Here is a 23,120-nt window from a genome sequence, read left to right as displayed (position 1 = left end):
CAGATGCTCTCCTACATCCTCCGTCGCCTGGTCGCGACCCTGCCAGTGATGGCGATCGTCGCGCTGTTCGTGTTCAGCCTGCTCTACATCGCGCCGGGCGATCCCGCCGTGGTGATCGCGGGCGACCAGGCGAGCCCGGAGGATGTGGAGCGCATCCGCCAGAGCCTCGGCCTCGACCGGCCGTTCCTGATCCAGTTCGGAAGCTGGGTCTGGCGCATCCTGCACGGCGATCTCGGCACCTCGATCTTCACCAATCTTCCGGTGTCGACCATGATCGGACAGCGTCTCGGGCCGACGCTGTCGCTGATGATCGTGACGCTCCTGCTCACGATCGTCGTCGCGGTGCCGCTCGGCGTGATTGCGGCATGGAAGGCCGGCAGCTTCATCGATCGGGCCATCATGGGCTTCGCGGTGTTCGGCTTCTCGCTGCCGGTCTTCGTGGTCGGTTACATGCTGGCCTACATCTTCGCGCTCCGGCTCGAATGGCTTCCGGTGCAGGGCTATACGCCGCTCACCGAAGGCTTCTGGCCCTGGCTGGAGAACCTGATCCTGCCGGCCGTTGCGCTCGGCTGCGTCTACATCGCGCTGGTCGCGCGCATCACGCGCGCTGCCATGCTCGAGGTGTTGCAGCAGGACTACATCCGCACCGCGAAGGCCAAGGGTCTCGGGCAGGGCGGCATCCTGTTCATTCACGCGCTGAAGAACGCGGCGGTGCCGATCGTGACCGTGATCGGGATCGGCATCGCGCTCCTGATCGGCGGCGCGGTCGTGACCGAAAGCGTGTTCGCGATTCCGGGCCTCGGCCGTCTCACGATCGATGCGATCCTGCGCCGCGACTATCCCGTCATCCAGGGCATCGTGCTGCTGTTCAGCTTCGTCTACGTCCTCGTCAACCTGATGATCGACGTCACCTACACGCTCGTTGACCCGAGGATCCGCTATTGACCGATGCCACCGTCAACCCGCAATCGCTTCCGGCCGGCCTCGTCCTTGCGCCGCAACTGCCCGACATCCTCCGGCCGGTCGCGATCCGGCGCGGTTTCATCGGGCTGTTGCGCGGCCATCCCACGGTCGCGATCGGCGGTGCGCTGCTGCTGGCGCTGGTTCTGATCGCGGTCTTTGCGCCCTATCTCGGAACGGTCGATCCGACGGCGCTCGCACCGGCAAAACGCACGCGTGCGCCCTCGGCCGATTTCTGGTTCGGTTCCGACGTGCTCGGCCGCGACATCTATTCGCGCGTGCTCTTTGGCGCGCGGGTCTCGCTGACGGTCGGCCTCTCGGTCGCCGCGCTGGCCTCCGCCGCCGGGCTCGCCATCGGTGTCGTCTCCGGCTTCATCCGCTGGGCCGACGGCATCCTGATGCGTTTCATGGACGGGTTGATGTCGATCCCGCCGATTTTGCTCGCGATCGCGCTGATGGCCCTGACGCGCGGCAGTGTCGGCAACGTCATCCTTGCCATCACCATCGCCGAAATCCCGCGCGTCTCGCGGCTCGTTCGCAGCGTGGTGCTGTCGCTGCGCGAGCAGCCCTATGTCGATGCCGCGGTGGCCTGCGGCACGCGGACGCCGATGATCATCCTGCGCCACATCCTGCCGAACACGCTGGCGCCGATGCTGGTGCAGGCGACCTATATCTGCGCCAGCGCCATGATCACGGAAGCGATCCTGTCCTTCATCGGCGCCGGCACGCCGCCGACCATTCCGTCCTGGGGCAACATCATGGCCGAAGGCCGCGCGCTGTGGCAGGTCAAGCCCTACATTGTCTTCTTTCCAGCGGCTTTCCTCTCGGTCACCGTGCTTGCCGTGAACCTGCTCGGCGACGGCCTTCGCGATGCGCTCGATCCGCGCATGGCCAAGCGTCTCTAGTGTCCAGAGGCTGATCGCGATGGCATTGCTCGAAGTCGAAAATCTCCAGGCCCACTTCCGCACCCCCAGCGGCATCAACCGCGCGGTGGACGGCGTGTCCTTCCACGTCAACGAAGGCGAGACACTCGCCATCGTCGGCGAGTCCGGCTGCGGCAAGTCGGTGACCTCGATGTCCCTGATGCGGCTTATCCCGGAGCCGCCGGGCAGGATTGCGGGCGCCATCCGCTTCGCAGGCAGGGACCTCTTGCAGCTGTCAGACCGGGAGATGCGCGCCATCCGCGGCAACGACATTTCGATGATCTTTCAGGAGCCGATGACGAGCCTCAATCCGGTCCTGACCGTCGGCCGCCAGATCCGCGAGACGCTGATGATTCATCAGGGGCTCGACAAGCAGGCAGCCGAGACCCACGCCATCGAGATGCTGACGCTGGTCGGCATTCCCGAGCCGAAGCGGCGCGTGCGTGAATTTCCGCACCAGCTCTCGGGCGGCATGCGCCAGCGCGTGATGATCGCGATTGCGCTCGCGTGCAACCCGAAGCTCCTGATCGCGGACGAGCCGACCACGGCGCTCGACGTCACCATCCAGGCGCAGATCCTGAAGCTGATGCTGGACCTGAAGCGCCGCGTCGGCGCGGCGATCATCCTGATCACTCACGATCTCGGCGTCGTCGCCGAGATTGCCGAGCGCGTCATGGTGATGTATGCGGGCCGCAAGGTCGAGGAGGCGCCGGTGGCCGAGCTGTTCCGCTCGCCGCGCCATCCCTATACGCAAGGGTTGCTCGGCGCGGTGCCGAAGCTGGGCTCGTCGCTCGCCGGCACCGCGACGCGGCTTGCCGAAATTCCGGGACAGGTTCCGGACCTGCGCAAGCCGATCACCGGCTGCGTTTTTGCCGGCCGTTGCGCGCAGGCGACCGATCTGTGCCGGCAGTTCGCGCCGGGGCTCGAAGAGAAGGGCCCCCGCCACATCGCCGCCTGCCACTACGCCGCCAAGGGAGCGGTCGCGGCATGAGTACCCCGCTGCTCCAGGTCAACGACCTCAAGAAGCATTTTCCGGTCAACAAGGGCCTATTCGGACGGAAGACCGAATTCGTCTATGCGGTGGACGGCGTGTCGTTCGAGATCGCGCGCGGCGAGACTCTGTCGCTGGTCGGCGAGTCCGGCTGCGGCAAGTCCACGGTCGGCCGCGCGATCCTGCGGCTGTTCGACGTGACGTCGGGCCAGGTGATCCTCGACGGCCAGCGCATCGATGACGCGCATCCGAGCACGATGCGCCAGATGCGGCGACGTGTGCAGGTGGTGTTTCAGGATCCGTTCTCGAGCCTCAATCCGCGCATGCGCGTGCGCGACATCCTGGCCGAGCCGATCCGCAATTTCGGCCTCGCCAAGTCCGCGGCCGATCTCGAGACGCGCGTGACGGCGCTGATGGATACGGTGCGCCTGCCGCGCGAGGCGCTGAACCGCCGGCCGCACGAATTCTCCGGCGGCCAGCGCCAGCGCATCGGCATCGCGCGGGCGCTCGCGGCCGAGCCCGAGCTGATCGTCTGCGACGAGGCGGTCTCCGCGCTCGACGTCTCCGTCAAGGCGCAGATCGTCAATTTACTGCAGGATCTTCAGCGCGAGTACGGACTGGCGCTGCTGTTCATCAGCCATGATCTTGCGATCGTCGAGCACATGACCCATCGCGTCGCGGTGATGTATCTCGGCAAGATCGTCGAGGTGGCGCCGCGGCGGCAGATCTTTGCCGCGCCGAGACATCCCTACACCAAGGCGCTGCTCTCGGCGGTGCCGCTGCCGGAACCCGGAGCCAAGCGCAATCCGGTTATCCTCGGCGGCGACGTGCCGAGCCCAATCAATCCGCCGAAGGGCTGCCGCTTCCACACCCGCTGCCCGTATGTGTTCGACCGTTGCAGGACGGAAGAGCCGCAGCTTCGCTCGACCGAAGGCGAGCAATGGGTGGCCTGCCACCTCGATGCGCTGCCGGCGGGATAGAGGGCGGCGTCAGCTGATGTTGCTCAATGGCCGCCAGATCTCGGCAGAACCGGGCGCGTAGGCGAACGGATGGACCGAATAGGCGGCCGAAAAAGGGGCCGCCTTGTGGGGAGCAGGGCGGCCCCGAGAGGCTCGTAGGCCCGGGAGGAGAAGGGCGCGAGCCGGCGCAAGCTGCAGGGCACTTACGCCAAGAAGGTTGTCGCCAGCCTTGTCATGCGGCGGTGCTCACGATGTGATCCCGATCCCATGATGGACGTCGTCGTGAGAGCACTTCAACGTCAGGCCGGTGGCCCTTGGAGGCCGCGCGCCAGCGCGCCGGGGTCTCGCCGCTGATGCGCTTGAACACGGTCGAAAAATGCGCCTGCGTGCTGAAGCCGACTGCAAGAGCGATCTCGGCCAATGGTCTCTCGGTCGTCGTCAGCATCGACTTCGCCTGCTCGATGCGATGATTGAGCAGATATTCACGGGGGCGATAGCCCGTCGCTGCACGGAATTGCGCGGCGAAATGCATTCTCGAGAGGCCGGCGACATTGGCGAGTTCGGACAGGCTGATGCCGCGTTCGAAATGGGCCGCAATATGGTGCTCGACGCGCCGCAGCCGCCATTTCGGCAGGGCATTGACCTTGGCGCGCGGCAATTCGGGGCGGGCCAGATGCATCGCGAGAATCTCGCCGATGCAACGGGCAAATTGGTGGCCTGCGGCATCGCCCTGCTCGGCGAGAGCCCTGGTCAGTCCGGCAGCGAGCGGATCGCGCAGCAAAACGAGGTCGTCGAGCTCCTCGGCTGCATCCGGCGACCATCGCGCAGGGAAATGGTCGGCGGATATATGGAAGTGCAGGAAGTCACACGGTCCCTCGAATTGCGCGCTCAGTCGTCGCGACGGCGCACTGACATAGAGCGTGCCTGACGGCATCGTGCCGTCGAAAATGATCTGGCGTTCCCTGGTCAGTTTGGCCCGCGTGGTCTTCAGGGCGATGCCGACGAAATACCGGCCATCGGGAGTCGTTGCTTCGTGCCGCTTGGCGTCCCGCGAAGCTTCCCAGCGCGAGATCGTGATGTCCTCATTCGTCGAACTCGACGCAATCTGGCGCCATTCGACTTCTCGGGCGACCGTCAGACTCGTGTGAGGGATTTCCCGATCCCGCGAACCGGCCGGACAATCAATCCAGGTGTAGGCCGTCTGCGCTTCGGTCAACATTGCTTATCCTCTCTCAGCTTCGCGGTCGTGCTTTTGGCGAGCTGCGAACCCGCGATCTTGGTATGTTGAAAGGTTAGGCCTAAGCAGGTCTGGAAGCTCGTTAGGGGTGATTAGGATCTGTTAGATTATGTGCGAGTGTGCAGGGTGCGGCGGCCGGTCGCATCGGGTTTGGCTTTAGCCAATATTTCAAGGACATGCCGCTATTCGAAGACGGCGTCGAAGATCTCGACGTCGATCAGCACGGGCTTGGCCATCGCGGTGCCGTCGGGCTGCAATGTCAGGGTGCGCCGAAGCGTTGGAACGACGATGCCACCGAAGACATCGTGGGCCCACGAATAATGCGCGACCCGTGCGCCGAGGAGATCGTGATCGGTGCGTCGCTGCAAAGCACTAGCATCGAAGTAGAACACTTGCTCGGACGCAAGGTTGATCAGGCTCGACGGGAATTGCGCGCGAAGGCGGCGCCATGTCTCATTGTTCTCCTGCCAGGGCGGCAGCTCCTCCACCACGACGTCAGGACGGGCGAGGAGGAACGGGGTGGTGAGATAGTTCCAGATCTGGACGCCGCAGAAGAACACCAGATGCAGTTCGTCCGCGAGCGCGTGCGTGCCGTTGGTCGGAAAGGCGAGGCTCGGGTTGCGCCAGGTCCGAAGCACCTGTCCGTCCAGGCTTTCGATCGTGATCGCGTCGGGCGCGAACGCGCCGGACTGCTCGCCGCCGGTGATCCCGGTGAAGCGGACCGATTGTGTGCGCGTCGATCCCTCCGCGGTCACGTCCTTGAATTCCCTGGCATGTCCCGCGTCGGAAAACAGGGCCCCCCCAACGGAAAGATGCAGCGTAAACCGGCTCAAGCTGTTCCAGCGGACCAGGCCTCCGCAGGCGTCGATCGCATCGTCAAGAAGTGCCATGTCTCACTGCTTCCACCATGAATTGTCTGCACCATGGCGGGACGGGTGCGGCTTGGCGTGTTAGAAGTTGTTAGGAGTTGCAAGAGCGCAATCGGGCGGTATCCTGTTGAAGATGCTCCTAATTCAGGACGCTCAGCAGTGCCTTCGCGGCGATCAGGTCACGGCTCGACAGGCCTTCGTGATACTGCGCAACCAGTGGCGCGAGCAGGGCCTGCGCGTCGCGCTTTCGTCCGGCCTGCTGCCAGATGTGAACGAGGCTCATCGCCCCCCGCAACTCCCAGCCGCGCGCGCCTTGCCGGCGCGACAAGGCCAGCGATTGCTGGAGCCAGGTCTCTGCCTCGGTCGTCCTGGCGGACTGGACCAGAATGTCGGCCTTGACCCGCAGCATTTCCGGCATGTCGAAGGATTCGCCGTGGTCGCCGATCTGGGCGATCGCTTCATCGATCGTGCGCAAGGCCTCGCCGGCCTGGTTCTGGGCCGCCAACCCCTCCGCGAGCGCCGTCGCAAACACGGTCGTCATGATTCTGTGCCGAGTGGCGTACAAGGTCGCCTGGCTGCGGCGCAGATGCTCGATGCCGCCGGCGATGTCCCCGCGGCGGAGCAGGAGCTCGCCCTTCTGGCCGATACCGACCGCGTGATAGGGGCCGAGGAAGTGCCGTGCGGCGTGGTCGATCAGCCGCTCGATCAGGCTTTCTGCGCTGGTCCAGTCGCCGACCCATAGAAACACGTAGATCGTCCAGATCAGGGCGATCCCGAGCGTCAAAGGTTGCTCGAGCTGCTCGGCCTCTCTCACGGTGTATCTCGCCGCCTCGATGGCACGATCGGGCCGGCCGCTGAGCCAGAGCCCGCGCGCCAGGGCGACCAGCGCGACGATGCGGTCGTCATAGCCGAGATGGCCGATATTGAGCCGTTGCGAGCCCGGATTGTGCACCATCGCGCTCTCGCAGAACTGGACGGCCTTGTCCTGGTTGCCGATCAGATGATGCGCGACGCCGAGCATCCACTCGACGTTCAGCGTGCTGGTCGGGTCGTTCAGTTTCCTGGCGACGCTTTCGCCCTGTACGCCGGTGCCGAGCGCGCCGTGAAAATCTCCGACCCGGGTGAGGTAGATGTGCAGCCCGCGCAACAGCCAGAGTTGCCAGTGCAGGTCGTCGAGGCCCTCGGCCAGATGCAGGCTTCGCGTGAACGCCGACCGTACCCCTTCCGTATTGCCTTGCGTGAACATCACGGAGACGCCGAGAGCCGCCTGCAAGGTCATTTCCTTGCGGCTGTCGATCCCATCGGCGGAGGCAAGCGCCTGCTGGGTCCAGCTATGGCATTCCGTCAACAAGGTGAGCTCGAGGAAGAACTGCGCGGCCGCCGCCGCAAGGTCCACGCCGACCGCGCGGTCGCCGGCCTCGGAAAAGCTCCAGGTCAGCGCGGCCCGCACATTCGGCAGATGATCGGCATAGGGCAGGAAGCCGCCCGTGCTCTGCATGCCGGTCGATTTGACGGAGATGTCGTGCAGGAAGTCGCGGAAATAATCAGCGTGGGCGCGCGCGACGCGGGCCGATTCGCCGCTCTCGACGAGCTTGTCGCCGACAAAGGCGCGGGTCGTATCGAGCAGGCGGTATCTCAGCCTTCGTTCCGCAGGCGACGTCGCAATCAGGGATTTCGACAGCAGGTTCGAGATCGCTTCGACCGCTTCCGCCTCGTCGATGCCCTGACTTGCGGCGACGGCGAGCGCAGCTTCCAGCGTGAACGGCCCGACGAAGACCGACAGGCCGCGCAAGGTCGCACTCTCGGCCGCGGGCAGGAGGTCGTAGCTCCAGCTCAGCGCCGCGCTGAGTGTCTGGTGCCTGGGAATCGCGGTACGGCGTCCCCGCCACAAGAGCGAGAAACGGCTGTCGAGTAGCGAGGCCGTGCCGGCGATCCCATAAGCGTTGACTCGTCCGGCGGCAAGCTCGATTGCGAGCGCAATCCCGTCGAGGCGCCGGCAGATATCGGCGACGAGAGGCGCGTCCTCCTCGCTGAGTTCGAATTCGCTCAGGCTTTCCGTGATCCGCTCGACGAAAAGCTGGCTTGCCGGATAGGCGAGGACGTCGGCCATGCTCAGTCCGTCGCGTTGCGGCGGACAATCCAGCGGAAACAGCCGGTACACTCGTTCGCCCTCGGTGCGGAAGGACTCGCGGCTGGTGGCGAGAACGTGCAGCGCAGGGGCTTCCCGCACCATGCGCTCTGCCAGCGGAGCGAGCTCGTCGATGATATGCTCGCAGCTGTCGAACAGCAGCAGCATCCGACGGCTGCGCAGCGACTGCAGCAGTCCCGGTATCGGATCGCCGGAACTGACCGTCAGGCCGAGAGCCGCCGCGATCGTGCCGGAAACGAGCCGCGGGTCGGTCAACGCGCCAAAATCGACGAAGCAGACCTGGCCCTCGAAGCCCGCTTGCTGGCCATGCGCCACGGCCAGTGCGACCGATGTCTTGCCGATGCCGCCGGGCCCGACGATCGTAACGAACCTATGCAGGGAAAGTTCGGCCGCGATCTTCTCGACGGCGTCATCTCGTCCGATCATCCTGGCGAGCGGAGCGGGAAGCGACTGAAGCGAGGGAGCAACAGCGCTTGTCCTGACTTCCGCGGGTGCGGCGCGGAGCAGCGGTGCCGTGAAGCAATAGCCGCGGCCAGGAACGTTGACGACATAGCGGGCGCCTTCGCCGGCATCGCCCAAGGCCTTGCGCAGCGAGGTGATGTGAAAGCGCAGGCTGCCCTCGTCGACGTTCACATCGGCCCAGACCCGCTTGACCAACTCTCGCTTGTCGACGACCTCGCCTGCTCGCTCCGCGAGAAAGATCAGGATATCGAGCGCGCGGCCGCCGAGGTGAAGGGGCACGCCGTCCTTCTCGAGCAGCCGCGACCGAGGAAACAGCCGGAAGGCCCCGAAGGAAATGGCTGAGTCCTGGTCGTTATTGTCTGGCACGCGCCATGATTCCAGCGAAAGGAAAGTGCTGCTGTCTTGTTTGATCTACCAGAACGAGACCGTGAGTAAACCTGCCGAAAGCGGCGGAATCGCGCAGCGGGCATGCGATCGGGTCCAAAGAGCACGGTCGAAACGCGACGAATTTTGTTTAAACCCGAACGGCTTGTGCGGAAAGCGCGAAAGTTCGGCAGTGCGCCTCGGAACGGATGCATCGGCCGCGTCGCGCAAGCATCACGCCCATTCGATCATAACAAAATCTTGCAACGTCTAACGAGCGCGCGGCGCGGGTCTGCATCAGTATAGCGCTCGAGTTAGGCCTATTTCCAACGGGGGAGACTATGATCCACGATATCAGCTCTCGGCCGAACGACGGGGACGTTCGAGCTCACCTCGTCGCCAATCTGGATGACGTCTCGCGGGATTGGGAACTCGTGCTGCGGGAGTCGCACCATCGCATGAAGAACACGCTGACGCTGCTGGGCGCGTCAGTCCGTCGCGACTTCACGCGGGCCGGAGGCCGAGACATGTCGGTTGCGGTGGACCGGCTGGAGCGGCGGATCGTCGCCTTCGGCAGGCTCTATCAGCTGCTGTCCGACAATGATGATCTCGCGGAGATCTCCGTCGAGGCCTTCTTCGAGAACCTGTGTAGTGCGCTCTCCGCGGCGGTGCTGGAGCCGGCGTGCGTCCGGTGCGAGGCCGCGATCGAAAGTGGCACGCTGCCGGCATGGCAGTGCCACCGCCTCGCTCTGATGCTGACGGAGCTGGTCACGAATGCTGCCAAGCATGCCTTTCCGAACAAGAATGGCGCGGTGATCCGCATCGAAATGGCGAACCACGAGGGCTGTTGGTTTTGCACGGTCGCCGACAACGGCGTCGGTGCGACCAGACCCCTTCAGGGGGCCGGCAGCCGGATTCTGGAAGGATTGGCGCGCAGCCTCGGTGCGCGCTTGTTCGGCGATGCGGGGCAGGGCGGCACGCGCATATCCATCACGATGCCGATTGAACCAGCCTAGACACCCGCTTCACTCTCGAACCCGCACGCCAAATCAGGGAGTTCGACATGACCATCATTGAGATAAAGCGCGACGTCGAAACGGAAGTGTCGAAATCGCGTCGAACCGATCTCAAGCTCGAGGTCGTCGTGATCTCCGTATCGGATGTCGACCGAGCCAAGGCATTTTATGCAAAACTCGGCTGGAGACTGGACGCCGATTTCGCTTCCGCCGATGGCTGGCGTGTCATCCAGTTCACACCGCCGGGGTCGACCTGTTCGGTGATTTTCGGCACGAACGTTACATCGGCGGCGCCCGGGTCTGCCCAGGGCCTGTATCTGATCGTCTCCGATCTTGAAGCTGCACGACAGGATCTGCTCACGCGCGGCGTCAAGGTCAGCAAACCTTTCCACGGCGGCGGCGATGTTCACGCCGGAACGGACGAGCCGTATCTGTTCGGCCGCATCAGGCTCGGCGGTGCTGATCCAGAACGCGGCAGCTACAGTTCGTTTGCCTCCTTCAGGGATCCCGACGGCAACGGATGGTTCTTTCAGGAAGTGACCATGCGACTGCCCGGCCGCATCGACGCGCTGGACGCCACGTTCTCCTCGTCGAGCGAGCTTGCGCGCGCGTTGCGGCGCGCGGCAGTGGCGCATGGTGAGCATGAGAAGCGGACCGGCGCGCACGATGAGAACTGGCAGGATTGGTATGCCGACTACATCGTGCGCGAGCAGCTAGGCCAGCCGCTGCCGACCTGATGCGCAGCAATATCTACCAGGCCCGGCGCGCGAGCACTTATCGCGCGCCGTGATGCATTTGCGCACCTTGTGTGCCTTGGCACTCATTGGCCTTGAATGCGGCTGCGACTCGCAACGCCTAACGCAGTCTAACAATCCATAACGAGCAAATTGCGGATGCTTGGGCCAAGGTCGCCACAGGACGAACCGATCCTGGCGATTTCGAATTCGGTCGAGGTCACCAATCAGAACGATGGAGATCCAGATGACGATGCAAGCACGAGCCGACATCCTGAACCCGGATCGCCGCCAATTGTTGAATCAGGCCGCGATGGGCGCCGTTGCCGCTGGTGTCGCGAGCCTGTTGCCGCTGCATCAGGTGAAAGCTGCCGCGAGTGGCGCGATCCGCCCGTTCCATGTCAATGTCGCAGAGGAAGATCTGCTCGATCTGCGCCGCCGACTTGCGGCAACGCGGTGGCCGGATCGCGAGACCGTCGCCGACCAGTCGCAGGGCGTGCAGCTCACGACGGTCCAGCAGCTGGTTCGCTATTGGCAGTCCGACTACGACTGGCGCAGGATGGAGGCGCGGCTGAACGCGCTGCCGCAATTCGTCACCAAGATCGACGGTGTCGACATTCACTTCATTCACGTGCGTTCCGGACACGACAACGCGCTGCCGATGATCGTCACACATGGTTGGCCCGGCTCGATCATCGAGCAGATGAAGATCGTGGGTCCACTGACGGATCCGACTGCGCACGGCGCGGCGGCGGCGGATGCATTCGACCTCGTGATCCCCTCGCTTCCGGGCCACGGCTTCTCCGGCAAGCCGACGGAACTCGGCTGGGATCCGCAGCGTGTCGCGCGGGCCTGGGTCGTGCTCATGAAGCGGCTCGGCTACGCCCGTTACGTCGCCCAGGGCGGGGATTGGGGCAATGCAGTCACGGAGCAGATGGCGCTGCTGGCGCCGCCGGAACTGCTCGGCATCCACACCAACATGCCTGCAACCGTCCCTGATGATATCGCCAACGCGCTCCAGCCCGGCGGATCGAAGCCTTCAGGCCTCTCCGCCGACGAGAACTACGCTTACGACCAGCTCGACGATTTCTACAAGCACGGCCTCGGCTACGCGATCGAGATGTCGAACCGGCCACAGACGCTTTATGGCCTGGTGGACTCGCCGGCGGGTCTGGCGTCCTGGATGCTCGATCACGACGCCCGTAGTGCCGCGATGATGGCGCGGGTTTTCGACGGCAAGACCGAAGGCCTGTCGCGCGATGACGTCATCGATAACATCACGCTCTACTGGCTCACCAACACGGCGGTGTCGTCGGCGCGGCTGTACTGGGAGAACAAGCTGGTGTTCTTTGCGCCAAAGCACGTGAATATCCCAGTCGCTGTCAGCGTCTTCCCGGATGAGATCTATGCCGCGCCGCGCAGTTGGGCCGAGAAGGCATATCCCAAGCTGATTCACTACAACCGACTCGACAAGGGCGGCCACTTCGCGGCCTGGGAGCAGCCGGCATTGTTCTGCGCGGAAATGCGCACCGCGTTCCGACCGCTGCGTCAGTCGATCTGAGGCAGGTGGGGCAGACGCATCCCGCCCTTCAAAAGACACTTCAATGGCGCAAATCTTGGATCGTCCCTGGTAGCGCCAGCGGGGCCGCTTCCCATCGTGGGCAGGAGCGCCGCTGGACGACTCCAAATCAAGGCAAGGAGAAACAACATGATCCGCAAGGCGAAAGCAGTTTGGCAGGGCACCGGCCGCGACGGCACAGGCCATCTATCGAGTGAGTCCGGCGTGCTCTCCGACACGCCATACTCCTTCAAGACCCGCTTCGAGAATGAGAAGGGCACCAATCCCGAGGAATTGATCGCAGCGGCCCACGCGGGCTGCTTTACGATGGCGCTGGCCTTCGGTCTTCAACTCGCGGGCTTCACGCCGACGGAGCTGACCACCGAGGCCGCAGTGACCCTCGATCCAGAAGGCAAGGGATTCAAGATCAGTAAGTCCGCACTGACCTTGCGCGCCAAGGTGCCGAACCTCGACGATGCCGGCTTTGCCCGTATCGCGGGCGAAGCCGAGAAGAATTGCCCGGTGTCGAAGGTGCTGAACGCGACGATCACACTCGACGCCAAGTTGATCTGAGCCGGCGCCGGGAGCTGTTGCAAGGCTCATTCCCGGGACTTGCCAGCATCAGTCCGATGAAGGCAAAGTCCTGGGCGAGACGGCGGAGCAGAAGGGATACATCACATGACGACAGAGCGCGCGGTTTTGGCTGGAGGCTGCTTCTGGGGCATGCAGGATCTCATCCGCAAGCAGCCAGGCGTGATCGCCACGCGGGTCGGCTATACCGGTGGCCGGGTGAAGAACGCGACCTATCGCAATCACGAAGGTCACGCCGAAGCAATCGAGATCATGTTCGATCCCGCCAAGACCAGCTTCCGGACCATGCTGGAGTTCTTCTTCCAGATCCACGATCCCACCACGCTCAATCGCCAGGGCAATGATCTGGGGACGAGCTATCGCTCGGCGATCTTCTACACGTCGGACGAGCAGAAGCGCATCGCCGAGGACACCGTTGCCGATGTCGAGGCATCGGGTCTGTGGCCCGGCAAGGTGGTGACCGAAGTCACGCCAGTCGGCGAGTTCTGGGAGGCCGAGCCGGAGCATCAGGATTATCTCGAGCGCTATCCTGCCGGCTACACCTGTCATTTCATTCGACCGGACTGGAAGCTGCCACGACGTGCGACTGTTGCGGGAGGCTAGCGATGGCGAGAGGATACTGGATCACGTTCTATCGCTCGATTTCAGATTCAGAGGCGCTCGCGGCATACGCAAAGCTCGCGGGGCCGGCGATCACCGCCCATGGTGGTCGTTTCCTCGCCCGCGGCATTGCCGCGAAGACCTACGAGCAGGGCATTGACCAGCGCGCGACGGTGACCGAGTTCGACAACCTCGCACTCGCCGTGGGCGCGCACGACAGCCCGGCCTATGCGGAGGCGCTTCGGGCGCTCGGCAATGCGTGCGAGCGTGACGTTCGGATCATCGAAGGATTGGAATGAGGGCCGGCGGCGAAATGCGCTGGTCCCGGGTTTGAAGGCGATCGCTAGACTCTAACGAGAGCGGGCGGAAATGTGCAAGCCATCCTTGTCGCTTTGCCGGCAGCGCTGGCTGCCAACTGGTTCGCCTGATGAAGCCTTCGATCTCAGACGGGAGTCGCGTCCCGGTGCGCTTCCGGCCGGCATCCGCAGATCACGTCAACCGCCTTCCGGGCGAGCTCTCGCAACTCGGCGCGACGAGCGCCGGCACGTGCGCGAATGGCAATCGTCTGCATTGTGGCGGCGGCAAGGATCGCAAGCGCAGCGGGGTCTGCGTTCGATTTCAATTCTCCCTCGTCCCGTGCGCGGCGAAAGCGGGCTTCGAAATCGGCATCGATCGCGCGCAGTCCGGCCGCTACGCTGCTGCGGATCTCCGCATCTTCCGCGACTTCGGTCACTGCAGTTCCGACCACGAAGCAGCCACGAGCGGTTCCTTTCCCGGAAAAATAGATCGAAAGGGCTGCCTCATAGGCCAACATCAAGGCTTCATCCAGGGGATGGTTCCCTGCAAGGGCCTCCCGGGTGGCGGCCAGACTCGTCTCCCAATAGCGCGCGAGCGCTTCGAGATAGAGCGCGTGCTTGTTGCCGAACACCGCGTACAGGCTTGGTGGGCTCATGCCGGTCGCGACGGCGATCCTGTCGAGAGATGTGCCGGAATAGCCAGCCCTCCAGAACGTTTCCGTGGCCCGTTTGAGGGCCGTCTCTGCGTCGTAGGCCGGCGGCCGTCCGCGGCGCGCCGGGCCCGTCTCGTTCTTCTTCCGTGCCATGTCGCCAAGATCCTGGTTCCAGCGCTCTACACATATATTTGTATGGATCGTTATAAAAATCAATGGGGCGGTCTTGATCGCTGCGTGACGGTGCAATATTTGTAACGGTCGTTATTAAAAGATATAAGGACGAGGACGATGGGTCTGAAGATTGCGCCAATCGCCGGCTGGTTGGGCGATCTCGGGAGCTTCCGCGGACGCGAAGTTTCCGCAACGTTTCCCGGAACTGATCTTTCCAGGCGGCTGCGCCGCCCCTTGATGTTGGTCCTGCCGGCCGCGGCTGCCCTGTTCGGCGCCTTCATGTATCTTGCGCAGGGACGCTATATTTCGACCGACGACGCATTCGTCCGAGCCGCGAAAGTGACCATCAACGCACGGGTGTCCGGCCAGGCGGTTGAGATCGCCGTGCGCGACAATCAACGCGTTCGCCAAGGACAGATTTTGTTCCGAATAGATCCGGAGCCTTATCAGATTGCCGTCGATCAGGCCGAAGCCCGGCTCGGCAGCGCGCGGCTCCAGATCGAATCCCTCAAGGCAACTTACCGCCAGCAGCAGGCCGAATTGCAATCGGCGAGGGATACAGCTGCTTTCGACGAGCGCGAGTTCGACCGCAAGAAAATGCTGGTTGCCTCCGACTTCACGCCGCGCGCGGTCTATGAGCGGGCTGAGACCGATCTCAAGGTCGCGCGTCAGCGCACGGCTTCGATCGAACAGCAGATTGCCAACACGGTCGTCGCGCTCAACGGCGATCCTGATATTGACATCGATCGTCATCCGACGGTCCGTGCGGCGAAGGCACAATTCGACCGCGCGCGCCTCGATCTCTCCTATGCCACCGTGAGGGCACCCGACGATGGCGTGGTAACGAAGGTCGATGACCTGCAGGTCGGCGCATTCGTCGCCGCGGGGGCGCCCACGTTCTCGCTGATGTCGAGCAGGGACATCTGGATCGAAGCAAATTTCCGTGAGACAGGCCTGACCCACATGCGTCCGGGCCAGGAAGCGGTGATCGACGTCGACGCTTATCCGGACCGCAAGTTCAAGGCTCACATCGTCAGTATGAGTCCCGGCACTGGGTCGGACTTCTCGGTGCTGCCGCCCGAGAACGCGACCGGCAATTGGGTCAAGGTCGTCCAGAGGGTGCCGGTCCGCCTCGAACTCGATGATCCCGATCCGACCCGGCCACTGTTCTCGGGCATCAGCGTGACCGCGCGTGTCGACACGGGCCATCGCCAAAGCTCGCTGCATCTGCTCCAGCCCGCGCGCGCAATGGAGGTCAAATGAGCACGCTCCATCCATCCCGCGCTGCGGTCGGCGGTCACCACACAATCACCGCGGCGGCGCTTTTGGCGACATACATGCAATCGGTCAACATTTCCGTGCCGAACGCCGCGCTGCCGCACATCCAGGCGACGCTCTCGATGGCGAACGACGAGGTTGGCTGGGTGTTCTCCTCCTATATCGCGGCAAGCGCCGTCAGCATGTCGATCACACAATGGCTCGCGGCGCGCTATGGCAGAAGGACCATCTATCAGACTGCTCTCGCCATCTTCGCGCTCGGCCTCGTGCTCGACACGCTGGCAACGACGTCGATCCAGTTCGTGCTGGCCAGGATTGTTCAGGGCGCAGCTAGCGGACCGTTCGCACCGCTGTCGCTGGCGATCCTGCTCGAGGTGACACCCGCCGCCCGGCATGCGCGCATGAGCCTGGCGTGGACCGTTTGCTCCCTGCTTGGCATCAGCACTGGTCCCGCCATCGGCGGGTGGCTCGCCGAATATTATGGCTGGCCGTCGATCTTCTATTTCAGCCTGCCGATGGTGGCATTCATCTTTCCGACGATGAGGTCACTGCTGAGCGAGAAGCGCGCAGAGCGAAGCAAGCCCTTCGACTTCTTCGGCCTTGTGACTTTCTCCGTCGGGATGATCGGACTGCAGATGCTGCTGGATCGCGGAGAGCGCCTCGAATGGTTCGCCTCTACGGAGAGTTGGGTCGAAGCAGGCGCCTCTGTCCTGGGATTCTATCTCTTCATCGTGCACGTGTTGACGACAAGAGAGCATTTCCTGCGCACGGTCCTGTTCAGGGATCGCAACCTCATCCTTTCGACGGTGATCTCCTTCGCGCTGGGTTTCGTCCTGCTGCCGACGTTGGCCCTGACGTCCCCAATGCTGGAGGAGTTGCTCAATTACCCGGTCGACACCACCGGTTACATGACGATCCCGCGCGGCATGGCGCTGGTCGGAGCGCTGGTGCTGACGAGTCTCGTTCCGGCGCAGGTCGATTACCGGCCGTTTCTCCTGGGGGGAATGGCGCTGGTGGTCTATGCCAATTGGCTGATGCTTGGCTATTCGCCGGCGATGGATTGGCGGCCGGTCGTCGAAGCTGGCTTCCTTCAGGGTGCAGGTCTCGGCATGTTGCTGCCGACGCTCGCCAGGGCCGCGTTCGGAACTCTGGATACGAAGCTTCGCCCGGAAGGCAGCGCTCTGATCAGCCTGTCGCGGCTCTATGGCAGCACCATCGGAATCGCCGTGGTCCAGCTGTTCTTCTATGCCAACACACAGGCGATGCACATCGCGCTCGCCAAGCACCTTACGCCGCTGCGTGTGGCGGCGAATACGGTGGGTTCGATCGGCAAGCCGGGCCTTGCCGCCCTCAATGGCATGGTCACGCGCCAGGCGGCCACCATTGCCGTCATCGATCAGTTCGAGATCCTGATGTTCGCCATGCTCGTCGTGATGCCGCTCGTCTTCTTTCTGCGCAGGCCACGGCCCTCCGGTTAATCGCGGCGGCGGGCAGATCACACCGCATCTTCAGTTTCGATCATTTGGTCCCGCGATCGTGCGGGAGCCGAGGACAAGCAAAGGAGTCTCGACATGATTGCATCCGATTCCCTTCGTTACACGAGAGTTCCCACCTATGGCTCCGGATCGATCCCCGCCGTGGGCTTTGGCACGCTCATTCCGGATTCGGTCGTGACCAGGCAGGCCACAAAGGCTGCTTTGGAGGCGGGATTTCGCCATCTCGATTGCGCAGAGCGTTACCGCAACGAAGAGGCGGTCGGTGATGCGATTCACGAGGCGTTCGGGGCGGGGATGCTTCAGCGTCGGGACCTGTTCGTTACGACGAAGTTATGGAACACCAACCATCGGCCGGAGAGGGTGAAACCCGCCTTCGACGCGAGCCGCAGGCGGCTGAAACTCGACGACATCGACTGCTACATCATCCATACGCCATTTGCCTTTCAACCCGGCGACGAGCAGGATCCGAGGGACGAGCGTGGGCGGGTCATCTATGATTCAGGAGTGACGTTGGCAGAGACATGGCAGGCACTGGAGCGGCTCGTCGACGAGGGCCACTGCAGGTCGATCGGCCTTTCGGATATCACTTTGGAGAAGCTGCGCGAGATCGTTGCGGTCGCGCGGATCAGGCCCGCCATGGTGCAGGTCGAATCTCATCCCTATCTGCCGGAATGGGAATTACTCGACTTCTGCCGCGAGCACGGAATTGTGCTGCAAGCGTTTGCGGCACTTGGACACGCCATGAAGCCCAACGTCCTGGCCGATCCTGTGATCACAGCTATCGCGGAGCGAGTGCACAAGACGCCGGCTCAGATTGCGCTGGCATGGGCCGTCCAACGCGGCTCCGCATTCCTGACCACCTCGACGAATCCGCGGCGCATCCGGGAAAACCTCGATATCTCAGCCCTGCCTGAGGAGGCCATGCAGGAGATACAGCAGCGGATCACGACGAACATCAGGTTCAACTCGGTGGTCGAGACCGGCGTGCCCGGCTTTATTCCGAGAGCCGTATGAACTGAAGGACGTGAGTGCCGGCTTCATTCGGGTCAGAGCCACCGCAGCAAGATGCGCGAGGGTCACGTCCGCAGGTCTGCGATCAGGCCCCGCGCGATCCGCATATCGGCGATGTCGGATCCTTCGGTCAGCGTGCCGCAGACCTTCTCCAGAACGGCGAGTGCGTCTGCGCGCCGACCTTGTCCGATCCCGAGCTGCGCGATGCTGATGGCGCATCGCAGCTGCCAGAAGTCCGCGCCTTGCTGTGTGGCCAGATCCATGGCCTCGCGAAAGCAGGCATCGGCGGTTTCCGATTGCGGGGAGTCTCGCAGCATGAGCTCACCCTTGATGCGCAGCAACTCGGGCAGATACCAACGTTCCTGCCTGTCGTTGCAACGCGCCAAGGCGCTCTCGATCGTGTCGAAGCCTTGGTGGACCTGGTTGGCCTGTCCGAAACACGCCGCGAGTTCGCCGAGCAGGGGAAGGAAACGCGGCAGGAAGCGCGCATCGCCGGCGCGATTGAGCTCGTCGCGGAGCAGCGGCAGGCCCGTCTCGACGTCCGTGCGCTTCGCAGCGACCAGCGCGTTGAACGCGCGGGCCCACAGCCCCCAGAGCCTGATGGCATGGCGATCGGTATGCTCCAGCAACTCGGTGCCATGGCGCTCTGCGGCATCGTAGTCGCCGGCCAGGAAGGCGATCGGGCAGGCGGCTTGTCCGAGCACGCTACAGAAAGTCAGCGCGTGGCCGTTGGCGCGGCCTTCGTGAATGTTCTGCTCGGCGAGTGCGAGGGCCTGATCCGCCTGACCCTGCAGCCACAGGATGCGAGCGCGGAAATACTGCGTCGAAATCCGCAAATCGAGCGGGAAGATCTTCGGCTTCTCGGCCAGCACATGCAGCGACGCATTCACCCGGTCGATCCGAAGGCGCGCCTCGCGCTGGTCTCCGAGATAATGCAGCACGACGGCGGTGAGGCGGTCGGCCAGCATGAGGTCCGTCTTGTCAGGTGAATTCGCCGCGGCTTCGGCGAAACGGTCGGCAAGCGCGCGTGCCTTGCCGAACGCTCCATTGTTGAACTGATCGATGGACAAGCCCCAGAGGGCCCGCAAACGGAAATCCTTGTCATCGAACCTGTCGGCCAGCTCGAGCGTGGCCTCGAGGATCGGGCGAGCTTCGCGCGCCCGTCCTTCGCCATACATCAGCGACCAGCCGAGCGCCGCCAGGAGCTGCATGCGCACCCGGTCGTCGCCTTGGTCGCCGAGCGCGGCAAGCGCCGTCCCGGCGCGCTCGCGACATTCGGAGAACAACGAAAGACGGACCCAGAGCGTGACCGCCACCGCGGTCAGCGCGATGCCGAGCCGGGCATCGCCATCGGGCGAAAAGGCCCAGTCCAGCGCGGCGCGCAGATTGTCCAGTTCAGCGCCGTAGGTGCCGAGCCAGTCCGACAAGGGAGAGGAGGTCTCGGCCTCGGCGCGCTCGAACAGGTCGCGGAAATATTCGGCATGCTGCCGCGCGATCCGCTTGCCTTCACCGGCTTCGTTCAGCTTGCCCAGCGCGTAGGTCCGTGTGGTATCCAGCAGGCGATAGCGCAGTGTTCGTGCGCCTGATGGTGCGATCAGCGACTTCGTGACGAGATTGTCGATCGCCTCCATTGTCGCTGCGGCGCTGAGCCCGTCGCCTGCGGCGACGGCGGCAGCGGCCTCCGGCGTGAATGGCCCGACGAACACCGACAGTCTGCGCAAGACGGCGCTCTCGGATGCGGGAAGCAGGTCGTAGCTCCAGTCGAGCGCGGCGCTGAGCGTCTGGTGTCGCGGGATGGCGGTGCGTCGCCCGCGCCATTGCAGCGAAAAGCGGCTGTCGAGGAGGGATGCGGTGCCGGCGATCCCAAAGGCGTTGACGCGTCCCGCCGCGAGCTCGATCGCGAGCGCGATGCCGTCGAGGCGGCGGCAGATGTCCGCCACCAGCGGCGCTTCTTCCGCGCTGAGCTGAAACGATCCGGAACTCTGCGCGATACGTTCGACGAAGAGCTGGGCTGCGGGATAGGCAAGCACCTCGGCCACCGCGAGGTCGTCGCGCACGGGCGGGCAATCGAGCGGAAACAGCCGGAAGATCCGTTCGCCTTCGCTGCGAAAGGATTCGCGGCTGGTTGCCAGCACATGCAATCGCGGTACCTCGCGCACCAGGCGCTCGACCAGCGGTGCAAGGGTCTCCAGCACGTGCTCGCAACTGTCGAAGATCAACAGCGTCGGCTTGGTCTGAAGATGGGTCAGCAGAGCCGGGACCGGGTCTTCCGCGTTGATGGACAGCCCGAGTGTCGCGGCGATGGTGATTGCCGCGAGTTCGGGCCTTCTCACCGGTCCGACGTCGATGAAGAAGACGTGGCCGTCGAAATGCGCAAGACGGCGATGGCCCACGGCCACGGCGACTGCGGTCTTGCCGATCCCGCCGGGACCGACCACGGTGACGAAGCGATGCTGGACGAGCCCTGTCGAGATCTTGTCGATGACGTCGTCCCGCCCAATCACCCGGGCCAGCGGAGCCGGAAGCGATCGGGGGAGGGGGAGATCAATTGGGGGAGCAGGACGTGCGGGAGCGGCCTGGGCGAGCGATGCGACGAAGCAATAGCCGCGCCCGGGGACGTTGACCACATAACGAGCCGACTTGCCGGTGTCGCCGAGCGCCTTGCGCAGCGCTGCGATGTGGAAGCGGAGGCTGCCATCGTCGACATTCACGTCGGCCCAGACGCGTTTGACCAGTTCGCGCTTGTCGACGACTTCGCCGGGCCGCTCGGCCAGGAAGATCAGGATGTCGAGCGCGCGGCCGCCGACGTGAAGATGCGCGCCATCCTTCTCGAGGAGGCGGGACTTCGGAAACAGTCGAAATGGCCCAAAAGAAATGGCCGAGTCTTGGTTGTTGTTGTCTGGCACGCGCCATCGCCCCCTCGGCGGGGAGTCAAAATTGTTTGATTTGGTCTACCAGAACGAAGCGTACAGTAAACTGGACGAAAGCAGCAAAGGCGGTGGTCTGGTCGCTCGCAGTCGCTTCTGTCGATGACGCGCAGCGAAAATATAACCTGCAAAATGAATGGGTTATGACAGCGCCACTCCGGCGATGGCCGGCAGCTTCCAGTCCCGCGCGGTGGGCATGCCACTCATCGGCCGCGCCGCCATTGACGATCGCCGCGGAGTGCTGCGAATGGCGCTTTGGGGCCGGTCCCATTGATCAAGGCTCCCGACTTCGGAACAGGACATGGCATCCCTCTCGCGGCGAGACTTCGTCAATGCGGCCACGTTTGCTGCCGCCCTCGCCGGAAATCCACGAAGTGGACGCGCCACCGATTATCCGTCGCGTCCCATTCGGCTGGTGATTCCATATTCTGCAGGCGGTTCAGGCGATCAGATCGGTCGCCCATGGGTTGAGAGGATGTCGTCTCAGCTCGGCCCGACCTATGTGGGCAATATCGGCGGTGCGGGCGGTGCGATCGGGACGACCGCAATCGCACGCGAGAAGCCTGACGGCTATTCGCTGTTGCTCGGAAACGGCAGCACGCAGGTCATCATCCCGCTGACGACGCGCAATCCTGCTTATTCCATCAGCGACTTTCGGGCGATCTATCGGCTGATCAGCAGCGCTCTGGTTTTCGCCATCCATCCGTCGGTGCCGGCCACCGATCTGCAAGGCCTCATCGCTCATGCCAGGAGCAACCCCGGCAAGCTGTCCTATGGAACTCCAGGCATCGGCACCGGCAACCACCTCGTCGGCGAGCAGTTCAAGCAGCAGGCGGGTGGGTTGGATATCGTCCACATCCCCTATCGGGGCATCTCTCAGGCGACCAACGACCTCGTCAGCGGCCAGATATCTCTCGTGGTTGCGGTGATGTCGGTCCAATTGCAGCAACTGAGCCGGGCCGGCAAGATAAGGCTGCTTGCAGTCACCACGGACAAACGCTTGAGCGGTGCGCCCGATATTCCGACAGCCATCGAATCGGGCATGCCACATCTCAGCTATCAAGGATGGTTCGGCCTGTTCGCGCCGAAAACGACCGATGATGCGATCATCGACCGCATCGCGCAGGCGACCCTTGCGGCAATGGCGGATCCCGTACTCCAGGCGAACTATCGCGCGCAGGGCATGGAGCCCGACAGCGATTCAGGCCCCGACAAATTCCAGCGAACCGTCGATGCCACCCTGGCAAGCCTTGCGCCCGTGATCAGGTCGATCGGGCTCCAGTCGCTGTAAGCGCGCCGGGGGGGCGCGCATTCTCGTCGTCGTCATTCTTCGTCCGGCGCGATGACGCCTTTGGCGAGCAGGAAACAGCCGTAGAAGCGCCGCTCGCCGGTGGCGATCACGCAGTAGGATGCCTTGGCCTTCTCATAGAAGGCATGGCGCTCGACCCCGACCAGCGGCCAGGAGCGTCCCTCGGCGCGATCGATCACGGCCTGCACCTCGCGCTGAACCGGCGGCACCTGGTGAGGTTGGCCGACGACCTCCATGCGCAGCGCCGCATCGTCAACGAACGTATCGAGCGGCATCACCGAGAGGATGGCTTCAATCGCCTTCGCCGCGCTGACGTTGTCGATGCGGAGCAGCCCGCCGAACGTGGTTTGGCGCGCGATCGAGTCAGCCGGAAAATTGGTGTCGCATATGACGAGGCGATCGCCATGCCCCATTGCCCGCAAAGCATGGAGCACGTCGGCATTCAGCAGTGGGTTGATGCCCTTGAGCATGTTGTGTCCCTCCCTTGTCCTCGAAAGCGGCCCTGACTCTGATGGTCCGAATCCCATCCGTATCACTGCAAGTTGACGTATTTAACCAAGCGCG

Annotated in this window: 20 protein-coding genes; 14 read left to right on the top strand and 6 right to left on the bottom strand. The window is 63.8% G+C overall.

The genetic code is table 11. The features are described from left to right. Positions 1-3 precede the first annotated feature (3 nt). From QY049_RS07385 to QY049_RS07370, 4 genes are read left to right on the top strand one after another with little or no spacing between them, the layout of a single operon-like run. Positions 4-945: an ABC transporter permease gene (locus QY049_RS07385; protein WP_194476630.1), complete on the top strand. Its 942-nt coding sequence runs from the start codon at positions 4-6 to the stop codon at positions 943-945. Further along, positions 942-1,865, top strand: a complete 924-nt coding sequence (locus tag QY049_RS07380; RefSeq protein ID WP_194476629.1) for an ABC transporter permease — start codon at positions 942-944, stop codon at positions 1,863-1,865. Before QY049_RS07385 ends, QY049_RS07380 begins: the two co-directional genes overlap by 4 nt. 19 nt (positions 1,866-1,884) lie before the next feature. Beyond that, positions 1,885-2,874, top strand: a complete 990-nt coding sequence (locus QY049_RS07375) for an ABC transporter ATP-binding protein (RefSeq protein ID WP_258762269.1) — start codon at positions 1,885-1,887, stop codon at positions 2,872-2,874. Beyond that, positions 2,871-3,854, top strand: a complete 984-nt coding sequence (locus tag QY049_RS07370; RefSeq protein WP_301269230.1) for an ABC transporter ATP-binding protein — start codon at positions 2,871-2,873, stop codon at positions 3,852-3,854. Before QY049_RS07375 ends, QY049_RS07370 begins: the two co-directional genes overlap by 4 nt. A gap of 211 nt (positions 3,855-4,065) precedes the next feature. Here the strand turns inward: QY049_RS07370 and QY049_RS07365 are convergent, their stop codons facing one another. The 3 genes from QY049_RS07365 to QY049_RS07355 all read right to left on the bottom strand — a co-directional run bounded on the left by QY049_RS07365 (position 4,066) and on the right by QY049_RS07355 (position 8,916). Beyond that, positions 4,066-5,052, bottom strand: a complete 987-nt coding sequence (locus QY049_RS07365) for a helix-turn-helix domain-containing protein (RefSeq protein ID WP_258762267.1) — start codon at positions 5,050-5,052, stop codon at positions 4,066-4,068. A 200-nt stretch (positions 5,053-5,252) separates the two neighbouring features. Further along, positions 5,253-5,960: a hypothetical protein gene (locus QY049_RS07360; protein WP_258762266.1), complete on the bottom strand. Its 708-nt coding sequence runs from the start codon at positions 5,958-5,960 to the stop codon at positions 5,253-5,255. Between the two features lie 118 nt (positions 5,961-6,078). Then, a complete protein-coding gene (locus QY049_RS07355; protein ID WP_258762265.1) occupies positions 6,079-8,916 on the bottom strand; it encodes a winged helix-turn-helix domain-containing protein in 2,838 nt (945 codons plus the stop codon). 341 nt (positions 8,917-9,257) lie between these two features. Here QY049_RS07355 and QY049_RS07350 point away from each other — a divergent pair, with 341 nt between their 5' ends. The 6 genes from QY049_RS07350 to QY049_RS07325 all read left to right on the top strand — a co-directional run bounded on the left by QY049_RS07350 (position 9,258) and on the right by QY049_RS07325 (position 13,711). After that, positions 9,258-9,929 (top strand): sensor histidine kinase, encoded by a 672-nt coding sequence (locus QY049_RS07350; protein WP_258762263.1) that lies wholly within the window; start codon positions 9,258-9,260, stop codon positions 9,927-9,929. 47 nt (positions 9,930-9,976) lie between these two features. Continuing rightward, positions 9,977-10,666 carry a VOC family protein gene (locus QY049_RS07345; protein ID WP_258762262.1) on the top strand — a complete coding sequence of 230 codons (690 nt, stop codon included), beginning with the start codon at positions 9,977-9,979 and terminating at the stop codon, positions 10,664-10,666. A 244-nt stretch (positions 10,667-10,910) separates the two neighbouring features. Next, positions 10,911-12,224 carry an epoxide hydrolase family protein gene (locus QY049_RS07340; protein WP_258762261.1) on the top strand — a complete coding sequence of 438 codons (1,314 nt, stop codon included), beginning with the start codon at positions 10,911-10,913 and terminating at the stop codon, positions 12,222-12,224. A 147-nt stretch (positions 12,225-12,371) separates the two neighbouring features. Then, positions 12,372-12,794, top strand: coding sequence for an OsmC family protein (locus QY049_RS07335; protein WP_258762260.1), 423 nt, complete (start codon positions 12,372-12,374; stop codon positions 12,792-12,794). Between the two features lie 105 nt (positions 12,795-12,899). Further along, complete coding sequence (gene msrA, locus QY049_RS07330) at positions 12,900-13,415, top strand: peptide-methionine (S)-S-oxide reductase MsrA (RefSeq protein ID WP_258762259.1); 516 nt, start codon at positions 12,900-12,902, stop codon at positions 13,413-13,415. 2 nt (positions 13,416-13,417) lie between these two features. Beyond that, positions 13,418-13,711: a DUF1330 domain-containing protein gene (locus QY049_RS07325; RefSeq protein ID WP_194476618.1), complete on the top strand. Its 294-nt coding sequence runs from the start codon at positions 13,418-13,420 to the stop codon at positions 13,709-13,711. A 143-nt stretch (positions 13,712-13,854) separates the two neighbouring features. Here QY049_RS07325 and QY049_RS07320 read toward each other — a convergent pair whose 3' ends face one another. Continuing rightward, positions 13,855-14,514, bottom strand: coding sequence for a TetR/AcrR family transcriptional regulator (locus QY049_RS07320; protein WP_194476617.1), 660 nt, complete (start codon positions 14,512-14,514; stop codon positions 13,855-13,857). Positions 14,515-14,652: 138 nt separating this feature from the next. Between QY049_RS07320 and QY049_RS07315 the strand changes: the two genes are divergently transcribed. The 3 genes from QY049_RS07315 to QY049_RS07305 all read left to right on the top strand — a co-directional run bounded on the left by QY049_RS07315 (position 14,653) and on the right by QY049_RS07305 (position 18,323). Continuing rightward, positions 14,653-15,798: an HlyD family secretion protein gene (locus tag QY049_RS07315; protein ID WP_258762258.1), complete on the top strand. Its 1,146-nt coding sequence runs from the start codon at positions 14,653-14,655 to the stop codon at positions 15,796-15,798. After that, positions 15,795-17,291, top strand: a complete 1,497-nt coding sequence (locus QY049_RS07310; protein WP_258762257.1) for an MDR family MFS transporter — start codon at positions 15,795-15,797, stop codon at positions 17,289-17,291. Before QY049_RS07315 ends, QY049_RS07310 begins: the two co-directional genes overlap by 4 nt. A gap of 93 nt (positions 17,292-17,384) precedes the next feature. Further along, positions 17,385-18,323, top strand: a complete 939-nt coding sequence (locus QY049_RS07305) for an aldo/keto reductase (RefSeq protein ID WP_258762256.1) — start codon at positions 17,385-17,387, stop codon at positions 18,321-18,323. A gap of 62 nt (positions 18,324-18,385) precedes the next feature. On the opposite strand, the gene QY049_RS07300 is transcribed toward QY049_RS07305, so the two are convergent. Then, positions 18,386-21,226, bottom strand: coding sequence for a winged helix-turn-helix domain-containing protein (locus QY049_RS07300; RefSeq protein ID WP_301269229.1), 2,841 nt, complete (start codon positions 21,224-21,226; stop codon positions 18,386-18,388). Between the two features lie 322 nt (positions 21,227-21,548). On the opposite strand from QY049_RS07300, the gene QY049_RS07295 reads away from it, so the two are divergent. After that, the gene (locus QY049_RS07295) at positions 21,549-22,538 is read left to right on the top strand and encodes a tripartite tricarboxylate transporter substrate binding protein (protein ID WP_258762254.1); all 990 of its coding nucleotides are present in this window, start codon (positions 21,549-21,551) and stop codon (positions 22,536-22,538) included. A 32-nt stretch (positions 22,539-22,570) separates the two neighbouring features. Here the strand turns inward: QY049_RS07295 and QY049_RS07290 are convergent, their stop codons facing one another. Then, positions 22,571-23,026, bottom strand: coding sequence for an RbsD/FucU family protein (locus QY049_RS07290; RefSeq protein ID WP_258762252.1), 456 nt, complete (start codon positions 23,024-23,026; stop codon positions 22,571-22,573). Positions 23,027-23,120 lie beyond the last annotated feature (94 nt).

Origin of the sequence: Bradyrhizobium sp. WYCCWR 13022 (assembly GCF_030435535.1) — a bacterium.
Lineage (GTDB): Bacteria > Pseudomonadota > Alphaproteobacteria > Rhizobiales > Xanthobacteraceae > Bradyrhizobium.
Note: the sequence above shows the minus strand (reverse complement) of the source record. Positions and strands in the feature narration are given on the sequence as shown.

Excerpts from the sequence above, each read along its gene's own strand:
- QY049_RS07305 (WP_258762256.1), top strand. The coding sequence starts at position 17,385 with ATGATTGCATCCGATTCCCTTCGTTACACGAGAGTTCCCACCTATGGC.
- QY049_RS07345 (WP_258762262.1), top strand. The coding sequence starts at position 9,977 with ATGACCATCATTGAGATAAAGCGCGACGTCGAAACGGAAGTGTCGAAA.
- QY049_RS07385 (WP_194476630.1), top strand. The coding sequence starts at position 4 with ATGCTCTCCTACATCCTCCGTCGCCTGGTCGCGACCCTGCCAGTGATG.
- QY049_RS07290 (WP_258762252.1), bottom strand. The coding sequence starts at position 23,026 with ATGCTCAAGGGCATCAACCCACTGCTGAATGCCGACGTGCTCCATGCT.
- QY049_RS07325 (WP_194476618.1), top strand. The coding sequence starts at position 13,418 with ATGGCGAGAGGATACTGGATCACGTTCTATCGCTCGATTTCAGATTCA.
- QY049_RS07375 (WP_258762269.1), top strand. The coding sequence starts at position 1,885 with ATGGCATTGCTCGAAGTCGAAAATCTCCAGGCCCACTTCCGCACCCCC.
- QY049_RS07335 (WP_258762260.1), top strand. The coding sequence starts at position 12,372 with ATGATCCGCAAGGCGAAAGCAGTTTGGCAGGGCACCGGCCGCGACGGC.
- QY049_RS07360 (WP_258762266.1), bottom strand. The coding sequence starts at position 5,960 with ATGGCACTTCTTGACGATGCGATCGACGCCTGCGGAGGCCTGGTCCGC.
- msrA (WP_258762259.1), top strand. The coding sequence starts at position 12,900 with ATGACGACAGAGCGCGCGGTTTTGGCTGGAGGCTGCTTCTGGGGCATG.
- QY049_RS07340 (WP_258762261.1), top strand. The coding sequence starts at position 10,911 with ATGACGATGCAAGCACGAGCCGACATCCTGAACCCGGATCGCCGCCAA.
- QY049_RS07310 (WP_258762257.1), top strand. The coding sequence starts at position 15,795 with ATGAGCACGCTCCATCCATCCCGCGCTGCGGTCGGCGGTCACCACACA.
- QY049_RS07320 (WP_194476617.1), bottom strand. The coding sequence starts at position 14,514 with ATGGCACGGAAGAAGAACGAGACGGGCCCGGCGCGCCGCGGACGGCCG.
- QY049_RS07315 (WP_258762258.1), top strand. The coding sequence starts at position 14,653 with ATGGGTCTGAAGATTGCGCCAATCGCCGGCTGGTTGGGCGATCTCGGG.
- QY049_RS07365 (WP_258762267.1), bottom strand. The coding sequence starts at position 5,052 with ATGTTGACCGAAGCGCAGACGGCCTACACCTGGATTGATTGTCCGGCC.
- QY049_RS07295 (WP_258762254.1), top strand. The coding sequence starts at position 21,549 with ATGGCATCCCTCTCGCGGCGAGACTTCGTCAATGCGGCCACGTTTGCT.
- QY049_RS07370 (WP_301269230.1), top strand. The coding sequence starts at position 2,871 with ATGAGTACCCCGCTGCTCCAGGTCAACGACCTCAAGAAGCATTTTCCG.